Annotated in this window: 24 protein-coding genes; 7 read left to right on the top strand and 17 right to left on the bottom strand. The window is 66.4% G+C overall.

The annotated features are described in order from the left end of the window. Nucleotides 1-126 precede the first annotated feature (126 nt). The 4 genes from RH857_RS09160 to RH857_RS09145 form a co-directional block, all read right to left on the bottom strand. Nucleotides 127-795, bottom strand: a complete 669-nt coding sequence (locus tag RH857_RS09160) for a GntR family transcriptional regulator (RefSeq protein ID WP_310537675.1) — start codon at nt 793-795, stop codon at nt 127-129. Nucleotides 796-925: 130 nt separating this feature from the next. Further along, entirely contained in the window at nt 926-1,477 is a 552-nt protein-coding gene (gene hpt / locus RH857_RS09155; RefSeq protein ID WP_310537674.1) for a hypoxanthine phosphoribosyltransferase, read from the bottom strand. Nucleotides 1,478-1,500: 23 nt separating this feature from the next. Then, a complete protein-coding gene (gene tilS, locus RH857_RS09150) occupies nt 1,501-2,523 on the bottom strand; it encodes a tRNA lysidine(34) synthetase TilS (protein ID WP_310537673.1) in 1,023 nt (340 codons plus the stop codon). Continuing rightward, the gene (locus RH857_RS09145) at nt 2,523-3,659 is read right to left on the bottom strand and encodes an Rv3626c family coenzyme F420 biosynthesis-associated protein (protein ID WP_310537672.1); all 1,137 of its coding nucleotides are present in this window, start codon (nt 3,657-3,659) and stop codon (nt 2,523-2,525) included. Before RH857_RS09145 ends, tilS begins: the two co-directional genes overlap by 1 nt. Nucleotides 3,660-3,707: 48 nt before the next feature. Here RH857_RS09145 and RH857_RS09140 point away from each other — a divergent pair, with 48 nt between their 5' ends. Next, a complete protein-coding gene (locus RH857_RS09140) occupies nt 3,708-4,526 on the top strand; it encodes a class I SAM-dependent methyltransferase (RefSeq protein WP_310537671.1) in 819 nt (272 codons plus the stop codon). Between the two features lie 64 nt (nt 4,527-4,590). Here the strand turns inward: RH857_RS09140 and ppa are convergent, their stop codons facing one another. The 3 genes from ppa to RH857_RS09125 all read right to left on the bottom strand — a co-directional run bounded on the left by ppa (nt 4,591) and on the right by RH857_RS09125 (nt 6,966). Continuing rightward, nucleotides 4,591-5,070 (bottom strand): inorganic diphosphatase, encoded by a 480-nt coding sequence (gene ppa / locus RH857_RS09135; protein ID WP_310537701.1) that lies wholly within the window; start codon nt 5,068-5,070, stop codon nt 4,591-4,593. 95 nt (nt 5,071-5,165) lie between these two features. Beyond that, nucleotides 5,166-5,759: a GNAT family N-acetyltransferase gene (locus RH857_RS09130; protein WP_310537670.1), complete on the bottom strand. Its 594-nt coding sequence runs from the start codon at nt 5,757-5,759 to the stop codon at nt 5,166-5,168. A gap of 37 nt (nt 5,760-5,796) precedes the next feature. Further along, nucleotides 5,797-6,966 carry a DNA glycosylase AlkZ-like family protein gene (locus tag RH857_RS09125; RefSeq protein WP_310537669.1) on the bottom strand — a complete coding sequence of 390 codons (1,170 nt, stop codon included), beginning with the start codon at nt 6,964-6,966 and terminating at the stop codon, nt 5,797-5,799. 117 nt (nt 6,967-7,083) lie between these two features. Between RH857_RS09125 and RH857_RS09120 the strand changes: the two genes are divergently transcribed. Both RH857_RS09120 and RH857_RS09115 read left to right on the top strand, forming a co-directional pair. Next, on the top strand, nt 7,084-7,431 hold the full coding sequence (locus tag RH857_RS09120; protein ID WP_310537668.1) for a hypothetical protein: 348 nt from the start codon (nt 7,084-7,086) through the stop codon (nt 7,429-7,431). After that, the gene (locus tag RH857_RS09115; RefSeq protein WP_310537667.1) at nt 7,431-7,661 is read left to right on the top strand and encodes a helix-turn-helix domain-containing protein; all 231 of its coding nucleotides are present in this window, start codon (nt 7,431-7,433) and stop codon (nt 7,659-7,661) included. Before RH857_RS09120 ends, RH857_RS09115 begins: the two co-directional genes overlap by 1 nt. A gap of 4 nt (nt 7,662-7,665) precedes the next feature. Here RH857_RS09115 and RH857_RS09110 read toward each other — a convergent pair whose 3' ends face one another. Further along, nucleotides 7,666-8,370: a GNAT family N-acetyltransferase gene (locus tag RH857_RS09110; RefSeq protein ID WP_310537666.1), complete on the bottom strand. Its 705-nt coding sequence runs from the start codon at nt 8,368-8,370 to the stop codon at nt 7,666-7,668. Between the two features lie 118 nt (nt 8,371-8,488). Beyond that, complete coding sequence (locus RH857_RS09105; RefSeq protein WP_310537665.1) at nt 8,489-9,838, bottom strand: cytochrome P450; 1,350 nt, start codon at nt 9,836-9,838, stop codon at nt 8,489-8,491. A 223-nt stretch (nt 9,839-10,061) separates the two neighbouring features. On the opposite strand from RH857_RS09105, the gene RH857_RS09100 reads away from it, so the two are divergent. After that, on the top strand, nt 10,062-10,739 hold the full coding sequence (locus tag RH857_RS09100) for a D-lyxose/D-mannose family sugar isomerase (protein WP_310537664.1): 678 nt from the start codon (nt 10,062-10,064) through the stop codon (nt 10,737-10,739). On the opposite strand, the gene xylB is transcribed toward RH857_RS09100, so the two are convergent. After that, the gene (xylB, locus tag RH857_RS09095; RefSeq protein WP_310537663.1) at nt 10,736-12,178 is read right to left on the bottom strand and encodes a xylulokinase; all 1,443 of its coding nucleotides are present in this window, start codon (nt 12,176-12,178) and stop codon (nt 10,736-10,738) included. The genes RH857_RS09100 and xylB overlap by 4 nt on opposite strands. 123 nt (nt 12,179-12,301) lie before the next feature. Continuing rightward, the gene (xylA, locus tag RH857_RS09090) at nt 12,302-13,483 is read right to left on the bottom strand and encodes a xylose isomerase (protein ID WP_310537662.1); all 1,182 of its coding nucleotides are present in this window, start codon (nt 13,481-13,483) and stop codon (nt 12,302-12,304) included. A 104-nt stretch (nt 13,484-13,587) separates the two neighbouring features. Here xylA and RH857_RS09085 point away from each other — a divergent pair, with 104 nt between their 5' ends. Next, a complete protein-coding gene (locus tag RH857_RS09085) occupies nt 13,588-15,045 on the top strand; it encodes an ROK family transcriptional regulator (protein ID WP_310537661.1) in 1,458 nt (485 codons plus the stop codon). 245 nt (nt 15,046-15,290) lie between these two features. Here RH857_RS09085 and RH857_RS09080 read toward each other — a convergent pair whose 3' ends face one another. Then, nucleotides 15,291-16,208 carry an aldose epimerase family protein gene (locus RH857_RS09080; RefSeq protein ID WP_310537660.1) on the bottom strand — a complete coding sequence of 306 codons (918 nt, stop codon included), beginning with the start codon at nt 16,206-16,208 and terminating at the stop codon, nt 15,291-15,293. A 314-nt stretch (nt 16,209-16,522) separates the two neighbouring features. On the opposite strand from RH857_RS09080, the gene RH857_RS09075 reads away from it, so the two are divergent. Next, nucleotides 16,523-17,305: an HAD family hydrolase gene (locus RH857_RS09075; RefSeq protein ID WP_310537700.1), complete on the top strand. Its 783-nt coding sequence runs from the start codon at nt 16,523-16,525 to the stop codon at nt 17,303-17,305. Nucleotides 17,306-17,402: 97 nt separating this feature from the next. Here RH857_RS09075 and RH857_RS09070 read toward each other — a convergent pair whose 3' ends face one another. From RH857_RS09070 to RH857_RS09055, 4 genes are all read right to left on the bottom strand, one after another. Beyond that, complete coding sequence (locus RH857_RS09070; protein WP_310537659.1) at nt 17,403-19,838, bottom strand: glycoside hydrolase family 3 N-terminal domain-containing protein; 2,436 nt, start codon at nt 19,836-19,838, stop codon at nt 17,403-17,405. Nucleotides 19,839-20,002: 164 nt separating this feature from the next. Continuing rightward, the gene (locus tag RH857_RS09065; RefSeq protein WP_310537658.1) at nt 20,003-20,494 is read right to left on the bottom strand and encodes a Dps family protein; all 492 of its coding nucleotides are present in this window, start codon (nt 20,492-20,494) and stop codon (nt 20,003-20,005) included. A 231-nt stretch (nt 20,495-20,725) separates the two neighbouring features. Beyond that, nucleotides 20,726-22,015 carry a serine--tRNA ligase gene (serS, locus tag RH857_RS09060; protein ID WP_310537657.1) on the bottom strand — a complete coding sequence of 430 codons (1,290 nt, stop codon included), beginning with the start codon at nt 22,013-22,015 and terminating at the stop codon, nt 20,726-20,728. 76 nt (nt 22,016-22,091) lie between these two features. Further along, complete coding sequence (locus RH857_RS09055) at nt 22,092-22,769, bottom strand: magnetosome magnetite crystal formation protein family (protein WP_310537656.1); 678 nt, start codon at nt 22,767-22,769, stop codon at nt 22,092-22,094. A 210-nt stretch (nt 22,770-22,979) separates the two neighbouring features. Between RH857_RS09055 and RH857_RS09050 the strand changes: the two genes are divergently transcribed. Beyond that, entirely contained in the window at nt 22,980-24,110 is a 1,131-nt protein-coding gene (locus tag RH857_RS09050) for a diacylglycerol/lipid kinase family protein (protein WP_310537655.1), read from the top strand. Here the strand turns inward: RH857_RS09050 and RH857_RS09045 are convergent. Further along, nucleotides 24,058-24,564, bottom strand: a complete 507-nt coding sequence (locus tag RH857_RS09045; RefSeq protein ID WP_310537654.1) for a GntR family transcriptional regulator — start codon at nt 24,562-24,564, stop codon at nt 24,058-24,060. The two genes, RH857_RS09050 and RH857_RS09045, sit on opposite strands and share 53 nt — an antisense overlap. Between the last annotated feature and the right edge of the window lie 219 nt (nt 24,565-24,783).

Genomic DNA, 24,783 nt, shown 5'->3' with positions numbered 1-24,783 from the left:
GTTTCATCAGCGGATGTGACACAGGCGATGTTGCCCAGGTCACGGTGAGTGACCCGCGTTACAGTAGTTTGTATTTTATAAAAGGTCAAACGCCAAGGCGCCAGAAGAGGCAGGGCGAGGCTCGCCTCAGGTGGTGTGGAATCTGCGCAGCGCGGCTTCACGTCCGCGCTCAATGTGCTGACTCATCTCATCGTCGGCGGCGTCGGGGTCACCGGCGAGAACGGCCTCCACCACGCGCTGGTGCTCGGCACGAGAGGCCTCCCCCTGGGACGCATCGAGGTAGATGCGCTGAGAGGGATAGGGCATACCGGCCCAGAGCTGTTCGATGAACCCGAGCAGGAGCGGATCGTCGCTGAGCCGATAGAGCGCGAAGTGCAGCTCCACGTTGAGCTCGGTGCGCGCCACCGGATCGGTCAGAGAGGCGCTGCGGTCCAGGAGATCCCGCAGCTGCGCAGCGCCCTCGAGCTCCGCCTCGGGAAGACCTGCGATCCGCTCCGCGGCGAGCCGGACCGCCATAGGTTCCAGCACCCCGCGGAGACGGTAGATCTGTTCGATCCGTTCAGCGGTCTGTTCGGCGATGAATGTTCCGTGATGTGGATCGTGGACGGCGTAACCCTCGCTCACCAGGCGGCTCAGAGCCTCCCTGACGGGCGTGAGACTCATGCCCAGCAGCTCAGAGAGCTCCTTGAGGGTCACGCGCTGCCCAGGGGCAAGCTCGCCGGTGAGGATGCTGCGCCGCAGCGAGGTGTAGGCGGCGGCGGCTTTGCTCACCGGCTGGACGGCGGCAGGACTCACGGACACTCTCCCGAGGTGGACGGCGGATTGACCCGCATCCTATCAGGGTGTGACGTGCGCCTCAGTCGCGGACCGGACGCCGGTATGCACCAAGGGCACGGGCGCCCACCCGCGCTGCCGCAGAGGAGTTCTACTCGTAGACGTGGGGGGCGAGAATGCCGATGCAGTCGAGGTTGCGGTAGTTCTCCGCAAAGTCCAGGCCGTAGCCGACCACGAACTTGTTGGGAATGTCCATGCCGACGTACTTCACGTCGATCTCAACCTTCTGGGCCTCGGGCTTGCGCAGCAAGGTGCAGATCTCCACCGAGGCAGGGCCGCGGGACTCCAGGTTTGCCTTCAGCCAGGACAGCGTCAGGCCGGAGTCGATGATGTCCTCAACGATCAGCACGTGGCGGCCGGTGAGGTCGGCGTCGAGGTCCTTCAGGATCCGCACGACGCCGGAAGACTTGGTCCCGGAGCCGTAAGAGCTCACGGCCATCCAGTCCATGGGGGCGTGGATGTGCATGGCGCGGGCCAAGTCGGCCATCACCATGACGGCTCCCTTGAGCACGCCCACCAGCAGGACGTCCTTATCTGCGTAGTCGCGGTCGATCTGGGCTGCAAGTTCCTTGATCTTCGCGTCGATCTCCTCGGCGGTGTAGAGCACCTCGGTGAGATCGTTCTTGACGTCCTGGGCATCCATGGGCCTGGGCTGCTCCTTGATATTCACAATGACGGCGTGGCGGGGACGATGACCAGTTTCCCATACTCTGCGGATCCTCGCGCGCCGCGGAAGACACTCACGTGACCCTCCATCTGCACGGGCCCGGCCGAGGCGCTACCGGTCACCAGGCGCTCGGCGGCACAGAGTCGCTCGAAGCTCGGCGGCGGAGCCCCGAGGGCGACGACGGCGCGTCCGATCACTCGGCGCCTGATCGCGGGGGGTTCTTCCCGCAGGGGGTCCAGACGCAGCTGCAGGGCACCGTCCTCACGCGAGTCCTCCAGCAGCGCTGAGAATCTCCGCTGCGCCACGTCCTCCAGATAGGCGGCATCGTCGGCGGCAACCGCAGCCGTGCGTACCAGGGAATCACGGATTCCCGGCGCCAGCTCCTCCTCGAGGAACGGAAGGATCCGGGTGCGGATGCGTGAGCGCAGGAAGCGGGGATCGCGGTTGGCCGGGTCGTCCCACGGAGTGAGTCCGTGGTGAGCGCAGATCGCCTCGGTGTCCCGCCGGCTCAGCCCCAGCAGCGGACGGTGGTAGGGGCCCCTCCGGGGTGGAATCCCCGCCAGCGACCGTGTGCCGGAACCACGGGCCAGTCCCAGCAGCACCTGCTCGGCCTGATCGTCCTTGGTATGGGCCAGCAGCACACGGTTGGCCCCAAGGTCCTTCATCGCCTGGGCGAAGGCCCGGTACCGCCCGGTGCGCGCCGCGGCCTCGGGCCCGTCGGGGGAATCCGGGTCCACGGAGGCCGGGACGATCCGCACCGGATCCAGACCCAGTCCTTTGAGCTGCTGGACCGCGCGGCCAGAGACCTCCACGCTGCGAGGATGCAGGTGATGGTCGACGACGACGGCACCCACCCTGGCGCCGGTGGCCTCAGCCGCCTCGCGCTGCTGGCACCAGGCCGCTGCGGCCGCCAGGGCGAGCGAATCGGCCCCGCCGGAGCAGGCCACCAGCGTCAGACCCTCTGGGTCCAGCACTTGGCCCACCGCACGCCGGGCCGCGTGCAGCGCTGCGGGTGCGGCCACTACCGCAGCTCCATGCGCTCGATCCACTCCTGGGGGTGGTGCAGCTCGTGCTCGGTGGGCAGGTACTCCGGGGCCTCCCAGATACGGTTGAACTGCTCCATTCCAACGGCTTCAACAATGTGCCCCACGAACTTCTGACCGTCGCGGTACTGGGCCGCTTTGACATCCAGCTGCAGCAGCCGTCGAATCAGCTTCTGCAGGGGGCTCCGGCGCTCGGAACGGTCCTCGAACCGGCGTCGGATGGTCTTGACCGTCGGCACAATGGAGGAGTCCACCGCGTCCATCACCACGTTGGCGTGGCCTTCGAGCAGGCTCATGACCGCAGTCAGATGCGACATGGTGGCGCGGTCCTCCGGAGACTGCAGGGCCTCGAGCAGACGATTGCGACGGGGCTGATCCGATTCTGCGGCGGCAGTCTCGCCGTCGGACTTTCTGCCTTTGAGCTCAGCACCGAGCTGTTTGGCGGCCTCGGCGAGCTTCTGGGGCAGGGAATCGGCCTGTCCCATGGTGCTGACCGAGAGCTCCGTGATCTTAGTCTTCAGGTGATCGGCCAGCCACGGAGCAGCGGCGAACTGTACGCGGTGGGTCTGTTCATGCAGGCATACCCACAGTCGGAAGTCAGCCCGCTCCACGTTGAGCTGGCCGGCGATGTCCACCACGTTCGGGGCCACGAGCATCAGGCGGGACTGGTGGAAGGGCTCAAACTGCCCCAGCACATTGGCGGAGAGGTAGGCGAGGATGGCCCCGAGCTCAGCCCCGGCGGCCGCAGACCCGAAGACCTGCGCGGTAGAGCCTTCCTTGCCCAGCTCAGGCTTGTTGGCCAGGGCCACACTGAGAGCCGGTGCCAGCAGGCGCCGGAAGCTCTCCGCATTGGCCGCGGACCAGCCGGCGCGGTCCACGATCAGCACATCGCTGAGGTCCTCGCCGAGACCTTTGGCCGCGTCGATCCCGGTGATGCGGTGCACATGCCCCACGGCCTCCGCCGCCGCGCTGCGCAGCGCCTGGACCTCGGCGGCGGCCTCCGCCGCGGTCAGTCGCGGACCGGGGGCGGCGAGAGTGGCGGCCGTGGTGCGCACCAGCTCCCAGTTGATCATCAGATCTGCGGCCTCGGTGGACGTGGTCTGCTCGGCAGTCATGCGTCCATCACATCACAGGCGGCAGGGGCCCGCGTAGGCTTGGGCGCTATGAGTTTCCCCGGCATGGCCAGTGGCGCCGATTCCGAGCCTTCTGCAAGCACGACTCAGGGTCCGTGGACCGAGGATCCGGAGTTTGTGCGGATCTATGACCTCGAGAACCAGGGCTTAGAGGACGTGGGCTTCTATCTGGAGCTGGTGCGGGAGCTGGGGGCAGCGCGAGTGGCCGACGTCGGCTGCGGCACCGGGGTGCTCGCCGTGGAGCTGGCGCGTCGCGGCGTGCAGGTCGAGGGCGTGGACCCGGCCGACGCCATGCTGGAGGTGGCACGGGAGCGGGTTGCCGCCGCTGAGGTCTCCTCGCTCGTAGGCCTGACTCAGGGCACGGCGGCCGAGCTGGCGTCGTCGTCGGCGGATGCGGCGCTCATGGTGGGTCACGTCGCCCAGTACTTCCTTCAGCGCGCGGACTGGCAGCACGCCCTAACCGAGTGCTTCCGAGCCCTGGTACCGGGTGGTCGGCTGGCGTTCGAGTCGCAGAATCCCAGCGCGGTGGATCTTGAGCTCTGGAGTGAGGAGAACACCCGCGAGACCTCCCCGCATCCCGAGGGCGGGGAGATGACCTCGTGGCTGGAGGTGACTGGGGTCGTCACCGACGACGACGGCGAACTCATCACCTGCCGCGCTCATCACCTCACCGCTGATGGTCGGCACCTCACCGCAGAGGAGACTCTGCGGTACCGCCCCTGGGAGATTCTGGAGTCATCGCTGCGGGAAGCAGGGTTCGAGGTGGAATCCGTGTGGGGAGACTGGGACCGCAGCCCTCTGGAGGAAGACTCCCCCGAGATCATCGTGGTGGCCCGCAAACCCAAGTAGAGCGCACAGGGAGGGCCCCGCCATCGTCGTGGTGACGGAGAGGCCCTCCCTGGTCAGCCCTTGCTTACTCGCTGAAGCGCTCGATGGACCGCTTCAGCTCGGCCTCAGCCTCTTCGCGTCCGGCCCAGCCGTCGATCTTGACCCACTTGCCCGGCTCAAGATCCTTGTAGCGAGTGAAGAAGTGCTCGATCTCCTGCTTGAGGAACTCGCCCAGGTCCTCAAGCTCCTGAATGTGGTCAAAACGCTTGTCGTCAGGGACGCAGATGAGCTTGGCGTCTCCACCACCGTCGTCAGTCATGTTCAGCACGCCGATGGGGCGTGCCTCGACCACCACGCCGGGGATGAGGTCCACGTCTGGGATGTAGACGAGGGCGTCCAGCGGGTCGCCGTCCTCACCAAGAGTGTCGTCGAAGTACCCGTAGTGGGTCGGGTACTGCATGGGGGTGAAGAGTACGCGGTCCAGACGCAGACGGTGCGTCTCGTGATCGATCTCGTACTTCACACGGGATCCGGCGGGGATCTCGATGGTCACGTCGCGGACAATAGCCACGTTTCCTCCTGGGTATACGTCTGTGTTGACTCGCCTCTGAGACTACTACGACGCCGTCGGGGACGGCGCTTCCTGCCGGACCTTTGCGCTCAAACGCGCAGGCCGAGCCGGTGCTCGAGGCTGACGCGAACGGTGGGCCACTCGGCGTCGATGATGGAGAAGACTACGGTGTCGCGCACCGTGCCGTTGGGCAGAATGATGTGGCGCCGCAGCACTCCGTCCTGCTTGGCTCCCAGTTTGGCGATCGCCGCGCGAGACTGGTGGTTGAACCAATGCGTGCGGAACTCCACGGCGAGGCATCCCAGCTGATCGAAAGCCCGCTCAAGCATCAGCAGTTTGGCGGCGGGGTTGATGCGGGTACCCTGGCTGGCTCTGCCCAGCCAGGTGGAACCGATCTCCAGGCGCCGGTTCTGCGGGTCCAGGTTCATGAACGTGGTCATGCCCACCGCGGCCCCGGAGTCGGGGGTCACCACGGCGTAGGGTGCCATGCGTCCCTGCTCCTGGAGGTCCAGGCGGCGCTGGATCTCCTCACCCATCGCCTCGGGAGAGGGAATACGGGTGTACCAGGTGCGCCAGAGTTCACCTTCGGCGACAGCCTCGGCCAGGGCCCCCGCGTGGGCATGGTCCAACGGCTCCAGCCGGACGCAGTCGTTCTCCATCATCGGGGTGGCGGCAAAGTCCATGGACTCAGCCTAGTCCGGCGGTGAATCGTCCGGGCGCTCACTCCGGCATCTGCACGGAGACACCCAGCTGCCGGGCCAGGGTCGAGGCGGCCGCTTTGGCGCGTGCGCGCACGCTGCGTGGAGCGTAATCGGCCTCCGCCCAGACTTCATTGACCTGCAGCACCTCGCCGCTGCGCTGCAGATCGACCCGCCCGATGAGCTCAGTCCCCGAGAGCACCCCCATCACGTAGTGTCCGTAGACGCGCTTCTCACGCGGCACGTAGGCCTCAAAGGTGTAGTCGAATCCGAAGATACGGCGAGCGCGGCCCCGTTCGCGCAGCAGCGGGTCGAACGGTCCGATGAGCCGTGCCTGACGCACCGCGTCGATGCCGACGTCGTCGTACTCCGCCTCAAGGAGCTCCGGCAGGACATAAGCGGTGTCCTTCCAGCCTTCCACGGCCACCGGGGTGAGGCCAGCGAGATCCACACCCAGGGCCGCGTCCGCCCGGCTGAGGTGGTAGTGATGGGCGAAGTCCGCCACGGTCATCACGGCCAGCGTGCTTGCAGCCCTGCGGGCCAGAGCCGCCCGCAGCTCATCAGGCGGCAGGTGTTCAGCCTCCCGCAGCGGCGCGGGAAGGGCTCGTTCGGGGAGGTCGAAGAGGCGCGCCACCCCCTCACGGGCAGTGATCACGAGGTCTCCCGTGCGGACCATCAGCTCGGCGGCCTTCTTCACCTCTGACCAGTTCCAGCCGGTGGTGCGGCCCGTTCCCACCGCGGATTCGATGGTGCCGCTCTGGACACCGCGGGGCTGGGAGGCCACCACTTCGAGAATCTGCTCGCGCAGCCCGGGCGTGAGCGTCTGCCCCACCTGCTCGCGGACCCGTTCACGGCGCAGCTGCAGCAGCGGCCAGTCCTGGAGTGGAAAGACGCACGCCACCTTGGTGAACGCTTCAAAGGACACCGGCGCCGCCGGAGCCTCCACACTGCCAGGCCACAGCGCGGCGTCCACCGTCTCCGCCCGATGACTGCGCGGCAGTCGGGTGAGCGAGGTCAGGCGCTGGGCCGTCGAGACCCGCATCAACGGGTCCAGCTGAATGAGCCCGATGCCGCGCAGCACCTCGGCGGCACTGCGGTAGGAGCCCGGGCCTGCCGGGTCGGGGATGTGCTGGGCGGCCACAACGGCGGTGCGCACCCACTCAGGCGTGACGGTGACAGTGGTGCTGGGCATGAGCACAGTGTGCCACCCGCCCTGGACAGGGAGAGCGCACCACTCTTGACTTATATCGACAATCGATAGAGTATCGAAGAGCGATATATCGAAGAACGATATGAGATGGAGGCTCCCTTGCCGCACCAGACTCCATTCACCCGCAAGCCCGCACCACATCCCGCGACCTATCTGTGGATGCTCCTGCCGGTGATATTCCTCAGCTTCCACCTGGTTGAGTTCTTCCTGAAGCTCTTTTTCTGGCTCACCCCCGTAGCTCTGACAACCTGGATCGGACATTTGGGGCTGCTGCACCTGGGCGCGAATATGGTGGCCCGTGACCTGGACGCGCAGGCTCCCGTCTTCAGCGGAGTCTGGGGCAACCACTTTGTGGTGGGCATCGCCCTGATCGGTGTCCTGACAGTCATAGCCCAGACACTGCGTCAGGGGAAACAGGCTCAGGATGAACTGGAAGGGCTCGTCTGATGGTGGTCTGCCACCTGGACCGGCTGCTCCAGGACCGGGGAATGACACTCACCGAGCTCTCCCAACGGGTGGGCATTACCTACGCCAACCTCTCCGCGCTGAAGAACAACCGCGCCAAAGCCATCCGCTACTCCACTCTTGTGGCTCTGTGCCACGTCCTGGACTGTCAGCCAGGAGACCTCCTCACCGTCGCACCGGCTCCGGACGCCGGGCAGCCTGCGGCACAGTAGAGCTTCAGTAGGAGGAGAAGCTCGTCAGCCGGTCGCTGCCGGTGACCTGGACCGACCAGTCAGGACGCAGGAAATCCTCATGGGTCAGTGCGAACATCTGCTCGACGCCAGGCTCCTCACCGTGGGCATCGACTACGCGCCGGGTACCGGTGACTCGATAGCCCAGGGCTTCAGAGACCCTGTGTGAGGGCACATTCCAGTCGTACGCTGCCGACTCTGCGTGCTCGGCGCCGAAGTAATCGAAGGCCCAGAGCAACATGGCCGCGCGCATCTCTGTCCCATACCCCCTGCCCTGCTGATCGGTGCGCAGCCAGCTTCCGGAGCTGATGCGCCGCAGGACGGTCCAGTCCCGGGCAAAGCAGTCCTGCATACCGATGAGGGTTCCCCCCTCGGCCCCCTCCTCGCGGAGAAAGACACCGAGGGGAAGGTGCCAGTCCTCAGGCCCGATGCTGGCTCGGGTGGACCAGATGAACGGTAAGGAGTTGCGCACCAGCCCCGCCGGGGTCTTCTCATTCCAGGCGTAGGAGAAGGGGTTCCGCTCCGTGCGGCACACCCCTGCGGTCGCCGCCGCCACGTACTGCGGGAAGTCTGCCTCTCGGAGCACCCGTAGCATCAGGCGCGGGGAGACGATGCGCAGGCCGAACGGTGGCCACAGCTCCTCCAGGTCCTGATCCGGGTCGGCAGCGCGCACGCGGAAGCTCTCGGTCATGCCTCACGACATTACCGGTCCGCAAGCAGTCCCCGCGCCCGTTGGACATATGACCGAACAGGTCCTACGGCCTTGCAGGACAGGGCGCGCCCTCAGGCCCCGGCGGTGACCGCAGGGTTCAGGGCCGCAGCTGGAACTCCAGCCGGTAGTTGTTCAGCAGGCTCGGGAGGTTGCCCGGTTCCAGGCTGTGGCTGGTCAGCTCTACCTGGCGTTTGCTGATGATTGTGGCCAGGAAGTTGCTGGTCAGCAGCAGCACCAGGTGCCGGCCGGGGCAGATGCCGGTTCCGCCGGAGAACGGCAGCAGCGGCCAGTCCTCACGGGTCCGGGGCTTGTCCCAGATTTCGGGGGCAAAGCGGTGGGCGAACTCGAGGTTGCGGTCATCGCGGTGGAAGAAGGGAGCGAAGATCAGCACGGTGGTGCCCTGGGGCATGACGCCGTGCTCAAACTCGACCTCGGTGGTGGTCTCCCGAAGGATCATGGGCGTCGTCGCCCACAGGCGCAGGGACTCCAGCACGGTACCGCGCAGCCGCTGGAGCAGAGGAGCCTTCTCCTGAGATTCCTGCTGGATCTGCTCTCGGGCCTCCGCCATGCGGTCCGGGTGTGAGGCCAGCAGGGCCAGTCCGCGGATGCTGGCCATCCCCGCGGGGTCAAAGGCGAAAAGCCACTGGGGCACCTGCTGCTCCGGGACGGCGTCGTCGCCCTTGGGCACGTTGTTCATGAACTCGGCGATGGACCCGGGCTCGCCCTTCTCCAGGGCAGCGCGGATCTGGCGGATGAGCTCGTCGCGCCCCTCGGTGTCCTCCGGCCGCAGGAACGCAAAGTTGCCGCGGGCGCGGAGGCGCTCCGTCAGCTCGGTGAGCTGCTTGTCGTTACGGTAGGAGTCACCGAGGACTACGCGGCGCACCACACGGAACCAGGCATCCAGATAGTCGGGATAGGTCAGCGTGCCGCCCTTGGAGTCGGCTAATCGCAGCAGCTCGTCAGCCTCCTCCTGGACCACCGGGACGAACTTCTCGGCCATGCGGTGGATGGGGTGACCATTGTCGAGGACCTGTTCATTGAGTTGCCGGCGCTGCGTGCGTTCCTCACCGTGGGAGATGAGGGAAGTTTTGGGCTGAAAGTGCTTCAGCGCGTGGCGCTTGAGCGTCTCCGCGGTGGCGAACGGCTCGGGAGTCTCTTCGATGATCCGGTGCACGTCGTCGGGATCCAGCACGGTGGCCATGTTCTTGCCGGGCACCGCCAGCATGAGCGGGCCACGTCCGTACTTCTCGCTGACAGCCTGCATGCGCTTCACCGCCCGACCCTCAATGCCGAGGCGCTCGACCGCGCCCACGACCTTAGGCCGCCGGATGATCGGGCCCTTGGCGATCATGGGCAGCTCCACATCGCGGAGAACCTGAAGGGTCTCCCACGCGGTGGCCTTAGGCAGGGGATTCTGAACGGAGGCGGGGGCAGGGCGTGAGCTCATGCGGGTGCAACCTTTGCTCGTGTGGTCTAGGCGGTCAGTGGTGTACGTGAAGCGGTATTTCGTATGGTGCTTGCGTCCCCGGCGCTTAGAAACGACGTGACCACGCGGACCTTGAAGCAAGCTGGCAGGATGCTCGGACCGTTCTGCGTCCGCGCAGGACAAGCAGATCGAGTGCGTCTGGCGAGTTCAGGGCCAGGCCTGGCCGGCCCGCTATTCTGTGCCCATGAAGCGTTCCGAGATTGAGAGCATCATCGCCGCTGCCAAGGCTCTGGCGGAGGCCCACCGGTTTGAGCTGCCGCCGACCGCCGCCTGGTCTCGCCAGGACTGGCGCGAGCACAAGGAGCAGGCGCGGCTTCTCATCGAACGTGGAATCGGCTGGGATGTGACTGACTTCGGCGGCGGCGACTTTGCGCGCCGGGGCCTGTGCCTCTACACGCTGCGCAACGGCAGCCTCGCCGATCGCGACCGCGGCGAGGGGCAGACCTACGCGGAGAAATTCATGAGCGTGGGCGTGGGCCAGGAGACCCCGTTCCATCTCCACCAGCGCAAGGCGGAGGACATCATCAACCGCGGAGGCGGGGAACTGGTCCTGGAGGTCCGCCCGGCCGAGGGAAAGCAACTGGGCGATGCGCCGATGGAGGTTCTCGTGGACGGCCTGCCGCGCACGGTGGGCCCGCAGGAGCAGGTGCGCCTGGCTCCGGGGCAGAGCATCCATCTGCCCACCGGCGTCTTCCATCGCTTCTGGGCTGAGGGCAGCCAGGTGCTGGCCGGCGAGGTCTCAGGCGTGAACGACGACGACGCCGATAACGTCTTCCTCGAAGAACTCCCCCGGTTCTCTGAGGTGGAGGAGGACGTCGACGCCGTTCACCTGCTGGTCAGCGAGTACAAGACCGCCCTTTAACCCCGCTCTGCGAAGAGGTGCCGGCGGGCGGCGTAGGCCTCGCGCACCTCGCGGGTGGGTGCGGCGCTGAACGTCTGCACGGCCGAAGTGGTCCACTCCGGTGCCGCATCAGAGCCGGAAAGCACCCAGGCTGCCTGCCGCGCTGCACCGTCGGCCACATACTCACCCGGCTCCGGCACCTGAATGTCTCGACCGAAGATCGTCGGGGCAATCTGCTGCACAGCAGCCGAGCGCGCCGCGCCGCCGATGAGCTGAATCGAATTCACCGGTACTCCGTGAGCGGTCATGGCCTCCAGCCCGTCGGCAAGTCCGCACAGCAGACCCTCCACGGCGGCACGAGCCACATCATTCGGGTTCATCGACGCCAGGGACAGACCCACGAAGCTTCCGGTGGCTCGCGGCAGGTTGGGGGTGCGCTCACCTTCAAGATAAGGCACGAGCGTGAGCCCATTGGCCCCCGGAGCTGCGGCAAGCGCCAGCCCAGCCAGACCGGCGTGATCCACTCCGAGCATCCGGGCGGCACCGTCCAGCACCCGGGAACCGTTGAGGGTCACGGCCAGGGGCAGAAACTCCCCGGTGGCATCGGCAAAACCGGCGATCAGGCCGGAGGGGTCCTGAATGGGCCGCGGTGAGACCGCGGAGACCACACCCGAGGTGCCGATGGAGATGGCGACGTCGCCGGTGGTCATACCCAGGCCCAGCGCCGCCGCGGCGTTGTCGCCTGCGCCGGGACCCAGCACCAGGTGACCCCAGCCGCGGACTGCATCACCGGTGCCGGCCTGCTCGCGCGGGCCGAGGACCCGCGGAAGGACGATGCTGCGTGCCAGCTCCTCAGAGATCCGCAGGGCGCGAGCCAGCAGATCATAGCGGTACTCCCCCAGGGCGGTGTCAAAGTACCCGGTGCCCGAGACCTCGGACCGGTCGGTGGTCAGATCCTCCAAGCGGGCAGCGCCGGAGAGCTTCCAGGTCAGCCAATCATGCGGCAGCGCCACCGCGGCGACGCGCCGGGCGTTCTCCGGTTCGGCGTCAGCCAGCCAGCGCAGCTTGGTCACGGTCAGGGAGGCCACCGGCACGGATCCCGTCATGCGCGCCCACTCGGCTGCGCCGTCCGTCCCGCCGCCGTACTCGGCGATAAGCGCTTCGGCGGCGTCGGCGGAACGGGTGTCGTTCCACAGGAGCGCGTCGCGGATGACCTCCCCGTCGGCATCCAGCGCCACGAGCCCGTGCTGCTGTCCGCCCACGGCTGCCGCGGCAACGTCGGCCAGTCCGCCAGCCTCCTCGAGGGCGATGTTCAGCGCATCCCACCAGGCCTGGGGGTTCACCTCGGTGCCCTCGGGGTGCTTGGCTGATCCGAAGCGCACCAGGGCGCCGGTTTCGGCGTCGCGGATGACGACCTTGCAGGACTGGGTGGAGGAATCAATGCCGGCGACGAGTGCCATGGGGGTCTCCTTCGGGAGGGGCTGCATCTGGAATCAGTCTATGTGAGTCGGAACACAGTGATGCCCGAGCTCGGTGACTGAGCTCGGGCACCACGTGCAGGACAGCGTGGAAGGCTGGCGGAATCAGCCGATGAGGTGCTTCATGGCCAGCTGGTTCAGCTTCACGAAGCCGAAGTTGCGCTGAGCGGCCTTCTCGGCGTCGAACTCCTCATAGGCGGACTTGTCAGCCAGGAAGTCGGCGAAGGACTCTCCCTCGGCCAGCGTGGACTCTCCCAGTTCGAAGACGCCGGACTCCTTGAATGCAGCCTGCACCTCAGGATCGTTGCGGTAGGCCTTAGCCTTCTCGGCGAGCATGGTAACCATCTCGACGTTGGCCTTGGCGGAGTCCCAGATGCCGTCGACGTAGTCGGTGCGGGAGGGCTTGTAGTCGAAGTGCAGCCAGCCGTCGTACTTGGGTCCACCGCCGGGGAACCCGTTGACCAGCAGGTCTACGGTGAAGAAGGCGGAGGTCAGGTCGCCGTGACCGAAGACCAGGTCCTGGTCGTACTTGATGGAGCGCTGACCGTTGAGGTCGATGTGGAACAGCTTGCCGGCCCAAAGAGCCTGAGCGATGCCGTGGGTGAAGTTCAGCCCCGCCATCTGCTCGTGGCCGGTCTCGGGGTTCAGGCCGACGATGTCGCCGTTGTCCAGCTTCGCGATCAGGCCCAGAGCGTGGCCGATGGTCGGCAGGAAGATGTCACCGCGGGGCTCGTTGGGCTTGGGCTCCAGCGCGATGCGCAGGTCGTAACCCTTCTCCTTGATGTAGGCAGCCACGGTGTCGATGCCCTCGGCGTAGCGCTCGTGGGCTGCGTAGAGGTCCTTGGCGCCGTCGTACTCGGAGCCCTCACGGCCGCCCCACATCACGAAGGTCTCTGCATCGAACTCAGCGGCACGGTCCACGTTGCGCAGCAGCTTGCGCAGGCCGAAGCGCCGGATGGAGCGGTCGTTGGAGGTCAGGCCGCCGTCCTTGAAGACCGGGTGGGAGAAGGTGTTGGTGGTGATCATTTCCACCTTCAGGCCCACCTCGTCGGCGACCTGCTTGAACTTGGAGAAGTACTTCTCCCGCTCAGCGTCGTCGGTGCCGAAGGGTGCGACGTCGTCGTCGTGGAAGGTCACACCGGAGGCGCCGGCTTCCTTCAGCTTGGGCAGGTACTCCCACGGCTCAAACTCGGGGCGGGAAGCCTCGCCGAACTGGTCGCGGGCGGCCCACCCGACGGTCCAGAGACCGAAGGAGAATTTGTACTCGGATGCAGGCGTCGATGCCATGGTGTCTCCTGAGGATTTCGAGGCGGAAGGCGGTCAGAGTGTGACGCACCCCTCAATTTGTTTCTAGATGAAACTTAAAGCCTGCGGCGGCTAAGATCAAGTCCGTGACCCACGCCACCTCCGAGCCTGCGCCCTCCGCCGCGTCCTCCCACGACGCCGGCGCCTCCCCCGCGCGATTCCGCGCTGCACCCGGCTCGATGATGCGCCTGGGCAGGCGCTCGCTGACCAGAGGTTTTGGGTCCCTGAGCGGTGCCTCCGGAGCGAACGCGCCACTGGACTTCCGACGGCCTCAGCGCCGGGACCGGCCGGTGCATGACCAGGCGCTGCGCCCCGGAGCACGTCAGGAGAGCCTGCGTGAGGCCAACCTGATGCTCATCACGGAGGAGATCTTCGCCTCGGCTGAACCCCTGTCTCGAGCAGATCTGTCGATCCGGACCGGGATGACGCGCTCGACGGTCTCCCGCCTGGTCGATGACCTCCTGGCGGCAGGCATTGTGCGAGAGGGCTCGCCCGTGTCGGTGCATACCCGTGGCCGTCCCGCCGTGCCCCTCAGTCCTGCTCCGCGCACCCTTGCCGGCCTCGGCGTGGAGGTCAATGTGGACTTCACCGCCGCCCGGGCACTGGATCTGACGGGCAAGGTGCTGGCCGAGGAGATTCTGGAGGGCGACCACCGCAGCTCTGACCCGGAGCAGGTGCTTCCAGCCGCCGGGTCCATGGCGTTGCAGGTTGCCGTGCAGGCTCGGCAGCTGGGTGCCCAGATCGTCGGAACCGTACTGGCCGTCCCGGGCCTGGTCGCCGGGGACGAACGCTCTCTGTTGCGCGCCCCCAATTTGGGGTGGCATCACATCGACCTCGTCGACCTGCTGTGCCGGCCTGAGAAAGGCCAGGGGGAGGGAAACCAGCGCGACGCCGAGTTCGGGGGCTTCATCTCCGCAGGCAACGAGGCCAAGCTTGCCGCCCTAGCCGTGGCTCAGGAGCTCACGGTCGCCGAAGGCCAGGAGCAGACGTTTCTCTACGTCTCAGGGCAGATGGGCGTGGGCTCATCCGTCGTCGTCGACGGCATGGTTGAAGCCGGCCCGCACGGGTGGGCCGGAGAGATCGGTCACCTCACGGTGGAGCCGTCCGGTCCCCGCTGCGGCTGCGGGGCCACCGGCTGTCTCGAGGTCTACGCCGGCAAGCGGGGCCTCATGGAGGCCGCCGGGCTCCCCGTCCACGCGGGGGTCGATGAGCTGCTGGCGATCTGTCAGCACGACGACGACGACGGCAAGCGCGCACAGGACGCGGTGGTCCGCGCAGGGGAGGCACTCGGAGTGGCACTCGCCGGGGCCATGAACCTCGTCGATGTCTACGAAGTGGTGCTCGGCGGAGAATTCGGGCCGCTGACCCATCTGCTGCGCCCGCATATCGAAGCACAGCTGCACCAGCGGGTGCTGGCTGCCCAGTGGGCGAGCGTCCGCGTCCGCGAGGCGGGCGCCGGCGTCGCCCCCGCCGTCAACGGCGGAGCCTTACGCGCCCTGCGCGGCGTCGTTGACGCCCCGCAGCTCTGGGTGCCGGCGGCCTGAATCCCCAGGCTGGGCATTGGCTACCGGGCCACGGATTCTCGGATTAGCGGCGCCCTTTCAGTGCGCGGCCCGCGTCAGGCACCGTAAATCCGAGAGGATACGCCTGTGCCCCTGCAGCCGGCTGCGGGGGCACCTCTCAGCCGGCTCACCCCACACCCGGCGCACATGTAACACGCGACCTTCAGGCGTGATGGCGAGCGGCAGCTCGCCGAGAGCCGGCGCGACCTGCGCGCGCCGGCGGAACCTCACAGCCGGATGGCTTCAATCGAATAGCCCACGCGGAACCACTCGCCGGGGGTGAGGTGGATGAGGTCCTCGCCGGAGTTGAACGCGTTCGGCGGGCACGTCATGGGCTCCACCGCCACGCCAGCGCGGTCGATCCGCTCCCCCGTGTAGACCTGCACCCAAGGGGTGTCGGCAATCATACGCACCACCAGGCCGGAGGGACCGTGGATGAGCTCGGCGGTCCACCCCTCCTCCGGAAGGCCCGTGAAGGGGTGGTCGATGCTGCGTCCGGCCAGCAGGGGCCCGTTGGTCAGGTCCAGGTCTCCGGAGACGGGGGCGCGGTCCACCACCTTGCCTGAAGCCTTGGTGGTGACGGCGGTCGTCGCCGGAAGACGCAAACGGCAGGTGTTCAGTGGAGCGCCGGCGGCGGTCAGGTACGGATGGAAACCTGCACCGAACGGTGCGGGAACCGCTTCCTCCGGCGCCACGGCGTCACCCTCGAGTTCTTCAACCTCGGGCGCATAGCGGGCCATCAGGGTGGTGGAAAGCCCCAGATCTGCTGCCACGCGATAGATCAGCACGATCTCCAGGCGGAAGGGATACCCCTCGGAGGCTTCGATGGTGCCGGCCAGGTGCACCTCAGATTCGCGCTGGGACTGTACAGTCAGCTCCCGGTCGTAGAGCAGGCCGTGCATCGCTGCGCCGGTCTCCTCCTCATTAGTGGTCAGCTCGTACGTCTTCTCGCCGTAGACGTAGGTGGACTTGGCCACGCGGTTGGGCCAGGGAGCCAGCACGGCTCCGGCAAAAGCTCCTTCGGCCTGAGCGGCCGGAACCACCAGGTTCTCTCCCTGACTGGTCAGGCTCAGCAGCTGGCCGCCGCGCAGGGCGATCTCGGCCTCATAGCCGCCGCCTGTAATCGTCACCGTGGGGGACGTCATGGAAGTGCCTCCTGGTCTCCTGGCTGGTCTCCGGTGGAACTGCGGGCGGACCCGCAGGGCAAACGTTAGGTTAAGGCCGCCTCAACACTATCCAAACCCCTCATCAGATGGGTAGTTTCAGCGTCTTGAATCCGTTCAGTCGTGGCAGATTATTGTGCGGCATAATGGACAGCTCACTTCCATCCAGCGACGAGGAAAGTGCGACGACGATCATGAACTCCCCTCTTGAGACCTCCGCTGACAAGCGGCAGCCCGACTTTTCCGTCCCGGCGGCCGGCTCCGGCGGCAGCTTCGCCTATGAGCCAGGCAAGAAGATGGTGTGCCTGGATGTGGACGGCACGATCGTCAATCACGATGGCCACATGTCCGAGGCGGTGAAGGAGGCAGGTCGTGCCGTCGTCGCCGATGGTCACACCGTGGTGATTGCCACCGGCCGTTCACTGCCGGCGACGCTGCCGGTGATCGAGCTCTTCGGCATTGAGCACGGGTATGCCGTGTGCTCCAACGGCGGGGTGACCCTGCGCGTGGACCGCTCCCTCGAAGACGGTTATGAGGTGCTGGACCGCCGGATCTTTGATCCCGCCCCGGCGCTGGAGGCGCTGAGCGAGCGGCTCCCCACCGCGAAATTCGCCATCGAAACCTCGGCCGGGACATTCCTCTCCACCGAACGCTTCGAGGATATGAGCTTCGGGCTCTCCGCCCAGCCGGTGAGCTTCCGGCAGATGAAGGACGCCCAGGCGGTGCGGCTGGTGGTGAACTCCACCGACTCCACCGCCCAGGAGTTCGCCCGGGCCGTGGAGGACATCGGCCTGCACGGCGTCACCTACGCCGTGGGATGGTCCGCCTGGCTCGATGTCTCTGCCGCGGGGGTCACCAAGGCCTCATCGCTGAACACCCTGCGCGAACAGATGGGCATTCCGCAGGAGGAGACCGTCGCCGTGGGTGACGGGCGCAACGACATCGAGATGCTGCGCTGGGCCGGCCGCGGCGTGGCCATGGGTCAGGCGGTCGATGAGGTGGTGGACGCTGCCGACGAGGTCACCGCCGACGTCGACAACGACGGCCTGGTTCCCGTGCTGCGCTCTCTCCTGGGCTAGAGGCATCCGCTGCTGCTGTTTTTGTCGGAACTGCAGGCGATTCCGACGAAAACAGCAGCAGCCGTTTGATGGCCGTGCAGCAGTGAGCGCAGTGCGCTCAGCTCACACGCGCGGGGGTCGTCATCACGCGATGACCGGTCACCTCGCGGGTTTCGCCCACCAGGGTCAGCTCCCCCTCCAGGGGCAGGTCCCCGGAGCTGGGGCCCACCCAGATGTCGATAGCACCGGGCTCCACGATCCGCCGGTAGTCCAGTCCCGTGAAGCTGAAGCGGTCTGCGTGGACCCAGAAGGTCACCTCTCTGGACTCGCCCGGGGCCAGCTCCACGTGGGCATAGGCCAGTAGCTGCCGGACCGGCCGGGTGACCTGGGCCGCGCGGTCGCCGAAGTACAGCTGCACCACCTCATCCGCGGGCCGGCTGCCGGTGTTGGTCACAGTTGCCGAGATGTTGACCGTTCCGTCCACCGCGATTCCGGGGGCCTCAATGACCAGGTTCGAGTACTCCAGGGTGGTGTAGCTCAAGCCGTGCCCGAACGGATACAGCGGAGTCGGATCCAAGTTGGAGACGCCCTTGGTCCGCTGCCCCAGCTTGGGGGCGATGTAGCCGGCAGGCTGGCCACCGGGGTGCTGCGGGATGCCGATAGGGAGGCGGCCGGAGGGCTCGATCTCACCGAGCAGCAGATCCAGCACGGCGGGGGCACCCTCTTGGCCGGGGAAGAACCCCTGCACGATCGCGGCACACTTCTGCGCCACCGCCCCCAGGGCATAGGGACGCCCGGAGATGACCACCAGAATGACCGGCGTTCCGGTGGCCGCGACAGCTTCGATGAGCTCCTGCTGGGCGCCGGGCAGCTTCAGGTCTTCGGCGTCGCATCCCTCACCGGAGGTGCCGTGGCCGAACAGTCCGGCCTGATCCCCTACCGTGACTACCGCGAAGTCAGCAGCCGCGGCCGTCTCAGCGGCGGCCGGAATTCCGGCGTCGTCATAGCCCACAATGGGACAGCCTGCAGCAGCAGTGACCTCCACCCCAGCGCCGCCCAGGCGGGAGTGGGCCTCCTCCAGGAGGGTGGGCAGGTGGATGCCGAGTTCGTCGTCTTTGTACTTGGACATCACGTGGTTGGCGAAGGAGTAGCAGCCCAGCATGGTCCGCCCCGTGGTGGCGGAGGGACCGATGACAGCGATCCGCCGGCCAGCCAGGGCACCGGCATCCAGCGGGAGGATCGGGGCTGCCTTGGAAGCAGAGCGCTCAGGCGCCTCGTTCTTCAGGAGCACCAGAGACTTGCTCGCGATGGTCCGGGCCAGCGCGCGGTTCTCCGCCGAGTCCAGGTCCACGCTCTCCTGCACCTGCGGCTCCCAGTCCGTGCTGCTGCCATGCTCCGTCTCAGGCCGGTCGAGCAGGCCCTGCTCGGCCTTGTGCAGCAGATGGCGGCGCACCGCAGTGTTGAGGACCTCCTCCTCCAGGAGGCCACGGCGGACCTGTTCCGGAAGCGTGCGGAAGCCGGCAGTCTGCGGCAGCTCCACGTCCAGACCCGCGCTGATCGCCTTGTTCGCTGCCTCAGGCAGGGTCTCGGCGACGCGGTGGGTCTTCTGCAGGAAGGACACCGCGAAGTAGTCAGCCACAACGGTCCCTTCGAAGCCCCATTCCTCGCGCAGCACCTCGGTGAGCAGCCAGCGGGAGGCCGCGGGAGCTTCTCCGTCGATGTCGGCGTAGGAGTTCATCACGGACTTCACACCGCCTTCGCGCACCGCCAGCTCGAAGGGGTAGAAGATCTGGTCGATGAGCTCACGTCGGCCCATGTGGACCGGTGCATGGTTGCGGGCACCCTTGGAGGCGGAGTAGCCGGCAAAGTGCTTCAGGGTCGCGATGACTCCGGACTTCTGCAGACCCTGCACATAGGCAGTGGCCAGCGTGCCGATGACATAGGGGTCCTCGCCGATGGTCTCCTCCACCCGCCCCCAGCGCGCGTCGGTGACCACGTCCAGCACAGGAGAGAGTCCCTGCTGGATGCCCACGGCCCGCAGGTCTTCGCCGATGCGTTCGGCCATCTGCCGGATCAGTTCGGGGTTGAAGGTGGCCCCCCAGGCCAGGGACGTGGGATAGACCGTGGCTCCGAAGGCGGTGAATCCGGTGAGACACTCCTCATGGGCCAGTGCAGGGATGCGGAAGCGGTTGGAGGACATAACCTCCTGCTGGCGTGCTCGCAGAGCGGCCACGCCTTCCGCGGCGGTGACCGGCCGGGTGCCGAACACACGGCTGATCTGGCCCAGCCCGTCGACGATTTCCTCATCCCACGGCAGCTGGGACGCGCTCATGGCGTCCTGCATGGGAGCTGCCTCCCCGATCTTCTTCTCGCCGGATGCGCTTCCGGCGTCGTCCTTCTTGGGCGCGACCTGCTCCCAGTAGGAGCCGAGCTGGGAAGCTTTCTCCTCAAGCGTCATCTGGGCCAGCAGGGCCTCGACGCGGTCGGCGACTGGCAGCGTGGAGTCGCTCCACGGGCCGGTGACGGGAGAGGACAGGGAGGTATTGGCAGACATGGAGGGGTGCTCCTGGGATGTGGGGCGCTAGGCGCCAGCCTCGGTGAAACCGCTTTCTTGTGTGGCAGGAACCACACTATGACCACCGCTTCCAGGATGCAAAAAGCCCGGCGCCCGCCCCAGAACGAGGCGAGCGCCGGGCTCAGCGCGGAGATTGAAGAGGCTTAGGAGCGCTCAATGTGGCTGCGGATGAACCACTGGAAGAGCTCGAGCTGCTTGACCTGTCCGATGATCAGGTCCTCGGTGATGGGGTCGATCTGGCCGACCTTCCCCAGCACGTCGCGATGGTCCTCAATCACACCGCTGTAGACCTTGTCCAGCTCGGCCAAGTGCGTCACCGCGTCGGCCTTGAAGAGCGGGTAATCCTTCCAGGTGCGCGAGTCCACCAGCTCGCCGGAGAGGCCCGAGGGGGCTCCGCCCAGGGTGGCGATGCGCTCAGCGATCTCATCGGCAAAGCCGCGGACCAGCTCGGTCTGGGGATCCAGCATCTCGTGGACGGCGATGAAGTTGGGGCCCACGACATTCCAGTGGATGTGCTTGAGCACCAGGTGCAGGTCGTTCAGAGCATGCAGGCGGCCCTGAAGGAGGCCGGCGACCTCGTGGCCGTTCTCCTTGGCCAGACCAGGAACGGTGTAGTCGGAGTACTTCTCAGTCATGTCAACACTCCTTCGAGAGGTGAGGCTGCTGATGGGGATCAGCAGGTGCCACGAACTACGTGACGCCTTAATCTTAAGAACTCAGAAAAAGCTCCGCCAGCAAGAGAAGCCTGTCCTCATGCCGTCGGAACAACTGAAGTTCCTCTACCTTCACCTAATCGAGGAAAGGTGAGTAAAGCCTGAGTACTTTCGGGCCGTCACCTGGACGCTGACCCATATGAAGAAAGGCTCTCAGCGCAGCGGTTCGATGACTTCGAGCCCGCCCAAGTAGGGGCGCAGCGCCTGTGGCACCCGTACCGAGCCATCGGCCTGCTGGTGGTTCTCCAGAATGGCGACAAGCCACCGAGTCGTAGCCAGCGTGCCGTTCAGCGTTGCCACCGGCCGGGTGGCGCCCTTGCTGCCGTCATCCTTGGTGGTCCGCTCGCGGATGTTCAGCCGGCGGGACTGGAACGTGGTGCAGTCAGAGGTGGAGGTCAGCTCTCGGTAGGTGGACTGCGATGGGACCCAGCCTTCGCAGTCAAACTTCCGCGCGGCGGACAGTCCCAGGTCACCGGCAGCGATGTCCACCACCCGGTAGGGAAGCTCCATCTTCTGCAGCATCTCCTCCTCCCACGCGAGGAGCCGCTGATGCTCGGTGACCGAGTCCTCCGGGGAGCAGTAGATGAACATCTCCAGCTTGTTGAACTGGTGGACGCGCAGAATGCCGCGAGTGTCCTTGCCGTGGGAGCCGGCCTCGCGCCGGTAGCAGGTGGACCAGCCGGCAATGCGCTCAGGCCCGGCACTGAGGTCGAGAATCTCATCGGCATGGAAACCAGCGATGGCGACCTCGGAGGTGCCCACCAGGTAGAGGTCGTCCCGTTCGAGACGGTAGATCTCGTCGTCGTGCTCCACGTCAAAGCCGGTGCCGGCCATAGTCTCCGGGCGCACCAGAGTAGGGGTGATCATGGGCGTGAAGCCGGCCCTAACCGCCTGGTCCAGCCCCATCTGCATCATGGCCAGCTCCAGGCGGGCGCCGATACCGGTGAGGAAGTAGAACCGGGCGCCGGAGACCTTGGCTCCGCGTTCCATATCGACCGCTCCGAGAGACTCGGCCAGAGCGAGGTGGTCCTTGGGCTCAAACCCTTCGGCGGCGAAATCACGAGGAGTGCCCTCATGGCGCAGCGTGATCGAATCCTCCTCACCGCCAGACGGTACGCCCTCATGGATGAGGTTGGGGAACGCCCCCTGTAGGCGGCGCAGCTCATCCTGCGCCTGATTGGATTCAGCCTCAGCGGCCTTTACGTTCTCCGCGAGCTGCTTCACCTCGGCCAGCAGCTGCTGCTTCTGATCACCCTGGGCCTGGGCGACCTTCTTGCCGAAGCTCTTCTGCTCGGCACGCAGCGTTTCGAAGCGGGTGATCGCAGCCGACCGCGCCTCGGAGGCGGCGATGAGCTGGTCCACCGCGGACTCGTCGGCCTGCCGGGCTCGCTGGCTGGCCTTGTACTTCTCCGGATTCTCGATGAGGTCCTTGATATCGATCACGACTACAGCCTATCCCGCCCACAGCCTCGGGCACGTGCTGGATACGGCCCGCCATGCTCGGGCAGCCAGGGAAGTATCAGCGCTCGCGCAGGAAGGGGATGGCCAGCACGGGCCGATAGACCTCGGCACGGCCCGCGAAGATGAGTCCGCGAATGCACAGCACCAGATGACAGATCCCGCCCACCAGTGAGAACACGTAAAAAGAGATGAGCCCGATCATGGCGCCGATGCTGCCTGAGTCAGGCTGGCCAGCGGCGTCGGCGATGATCCAGCTCAGGACGCCCAGCACCGGCGGCAGCACCAGCGTGAACAATGTCAGGGTGAGATGCCAGTTCAGCGAGCTGCGCGCCTGCGAGCGAACCGTCGCCGAGGTCACCGGCTGCTTGGCCATGAGGAAGCAGATCCCTACACCCAGCAGGGCGGCTAGCACGTTGATGACCGGGAACGGAAGGTAGGCCAGGAATCCTAGGCCCCAGGCTGTCCCGCCACCGGGCGGCCGCACCGCCCCCGGAAGGAACTCCTCCCAGGTCTGCGGCGGCAGCGGCTCGATGAGCCCCCGCCGGAAGCTCACCAGGAGGTAGGCACCCTGGTCATAGGCGATCAGGTCTGAGAGGCCGGTGACCGCGACGACCACAGCCGTCGAGGGAACGGAGAAGACTCCGCGAAGTCTCTCCTCCACGTACAGCGGGTCCAGGAATCGGATAAACGCGTCAGTCCCGAGAGTCCCGGTCCCATACTGGCGCCACAGCTGCACCAGACCCTCGGGTGCCAGCGGCCCCCGGGCTCCAGCGATTCCGGGCGCACAGGTCCGCCACGGGTGAAGTCCTCAAGTTGCGCCACGGTGCTCCTTCACGTCTGGCAGCCGCGAGAGCGGGCCGCGTCCACTTCGGCATCCAAGCCGCAGAACCTGGATGCAGGCTGAGAGCAGCTCGGGAGGATTGCGACCCTGATTACACTGGCCCTCATGAGTGCCGACGAGCTGGGGTGGGTGTGGATCAGCATCACTGCGGTGATTGCCGTGCTGCTGGTGATTGTGGTGCGCCTAGCGGTGGTGGCACAGCACCAGCGATCACGCATCGCAGAGCTCGAGCACAGCATCGAAGTGGCCTCCGCGGTGGCTGCTCACCCGAAGAAGCCCGAGGAGCGGCTCGTCGGCGTGGTCGTCAACGTCACCAAGGACGACGCCGATGAGGTGGTCCGCCTGGTCCACACCTCCTGCTCCCAGGCCGGAATGCCCGCACCGCTGATCATGGCCTCCAGCGCGGAGGATCCGGGTTACCTCATGACCCAGCGCGCGGTGGAAGCAGGCGCCGACGTCGTCATCGCCGCCGGAGGCGACGGAACGGTGCGCGCCGTAGCCGCCACTCTGGCCGGCAGCGAAGTGGCCTTGGGAGTGGTGCCGCTGGGCACCGGCAATCTATTTGCCCGCAACATCGGACTGCCCTACCAGGACCTCGAGGCCTGCGTGGACGAGGCCATCCACGGTCAGTCTCACCGGGTGGACACCCTCCACCTGCGGCTGCAGCGTCCCGGGGGCCGGACCGATGAGGAAGTCTCCCTGGTCATCGCCGGGGGCGGGCTGGACGCGGAAGTCATGGAGGACACTCGCGACGTGCTCAAGCAGCGCGCCGGCTGGCTGGCCTACGGCGAGGCAGGCCTGCGCCATGTCATGGGTGCCCGGAAGTCCGTCACCGTCAGGCTCGACGACGGCGAACCGGCAACTTTCCGCGTGCGCTCAGTGTTGCTGGCCAACTGCGGGTCACTGCAGGCCGGTATGGTGCTGGTGCCCTCGGCCAAGTTCGACGACGGCCATATGGACACCGTCCTGTTCACCCCGCGCCACGCGCTGGACTGGGCACGCATCTTAGCCAAAACGGCGCTGCGCTTCTCCTCCGATATTCCGGTGATGAAGGTGCGGCAGGCCCGGACCACGCGGGTGACCATGGCTGAGCCGATGCCCTTCCAGATCGACGGAGATCCCGTGGGGGAGGTGACCGCCGTGCACGCCGAGGTGGTGCCGGGCACGCTCGTGGTCCACGGGGTCAAGCGCGCTGTGGAGCAGCCCCCTCAGCCCGCTCTTCGAGAACTAGACTGATGTGTGAGACCAGGAGGCGGCCGAGTCCCTCCTCATCGCCTTCCATCAGCAGATCCAGCATCTGATGATGCTCGGTGGCGGAGCGGCGCACCGCAGAGGTGCCCACCATCTCCACCAGATTGACCATGCGCGTCTGTTGGCGCAGGGTCGAGACCATCTCGATGAGGCGCTTGCTGCCCGTCAGCTTCAGCACTGCTAGGTGAAACTCGTCATCGGCAGTGAGCCAGGTGGCCATGTCGCCGCGGTCCACGGCCGCCACGATGGCATCAGCCAGTTCCCGGAACTCCCCGATCCGCTCTTTGGGGAAGGTCCGTGCTGCCCTCTGGAAGGCCGGGACCTCCAGCCAGCTGCGCAGCATGATCAGCTCCTGCAGGTCCGCCGGTTCCACCGCGGTGACCCGGAAGCCTTTATTGCGCACCGGATCAACGAACCCCTTTTTCTGCAGGTCCAGCATGGCCTCTATCAGCAGGAACCGAACAACGATTCGTCACACGATCAGTAGAACATTACACAGTACTGAGATCGGGCCAGAAGCTACGCACAAGCATCCAGTGCTGCCGTTTTCGTCGCTTCTTCGGGTTATTCCGACGAGAACAGCAGCACCAGATGAGATCTAGGTGTAGTTCCTCGACACGTTGTGAACAGTCCGTGACGTGAGCGGAGACCTCCGATA

This window comes from Nesterenkonia flava, assembly GCF_031432335.1.
Lineage (GTDB): Bacteria > Actinomycetota > Actinomycetes > Actinomycetales > Micrococcaceae > Nesterenkonia > Nesterenkonia flava.
The sequence above is the reverse complement of the archived record's forward strand: the minus strand, read 5'-3'. Positions and strand labels throughout refer to the sequence as shown.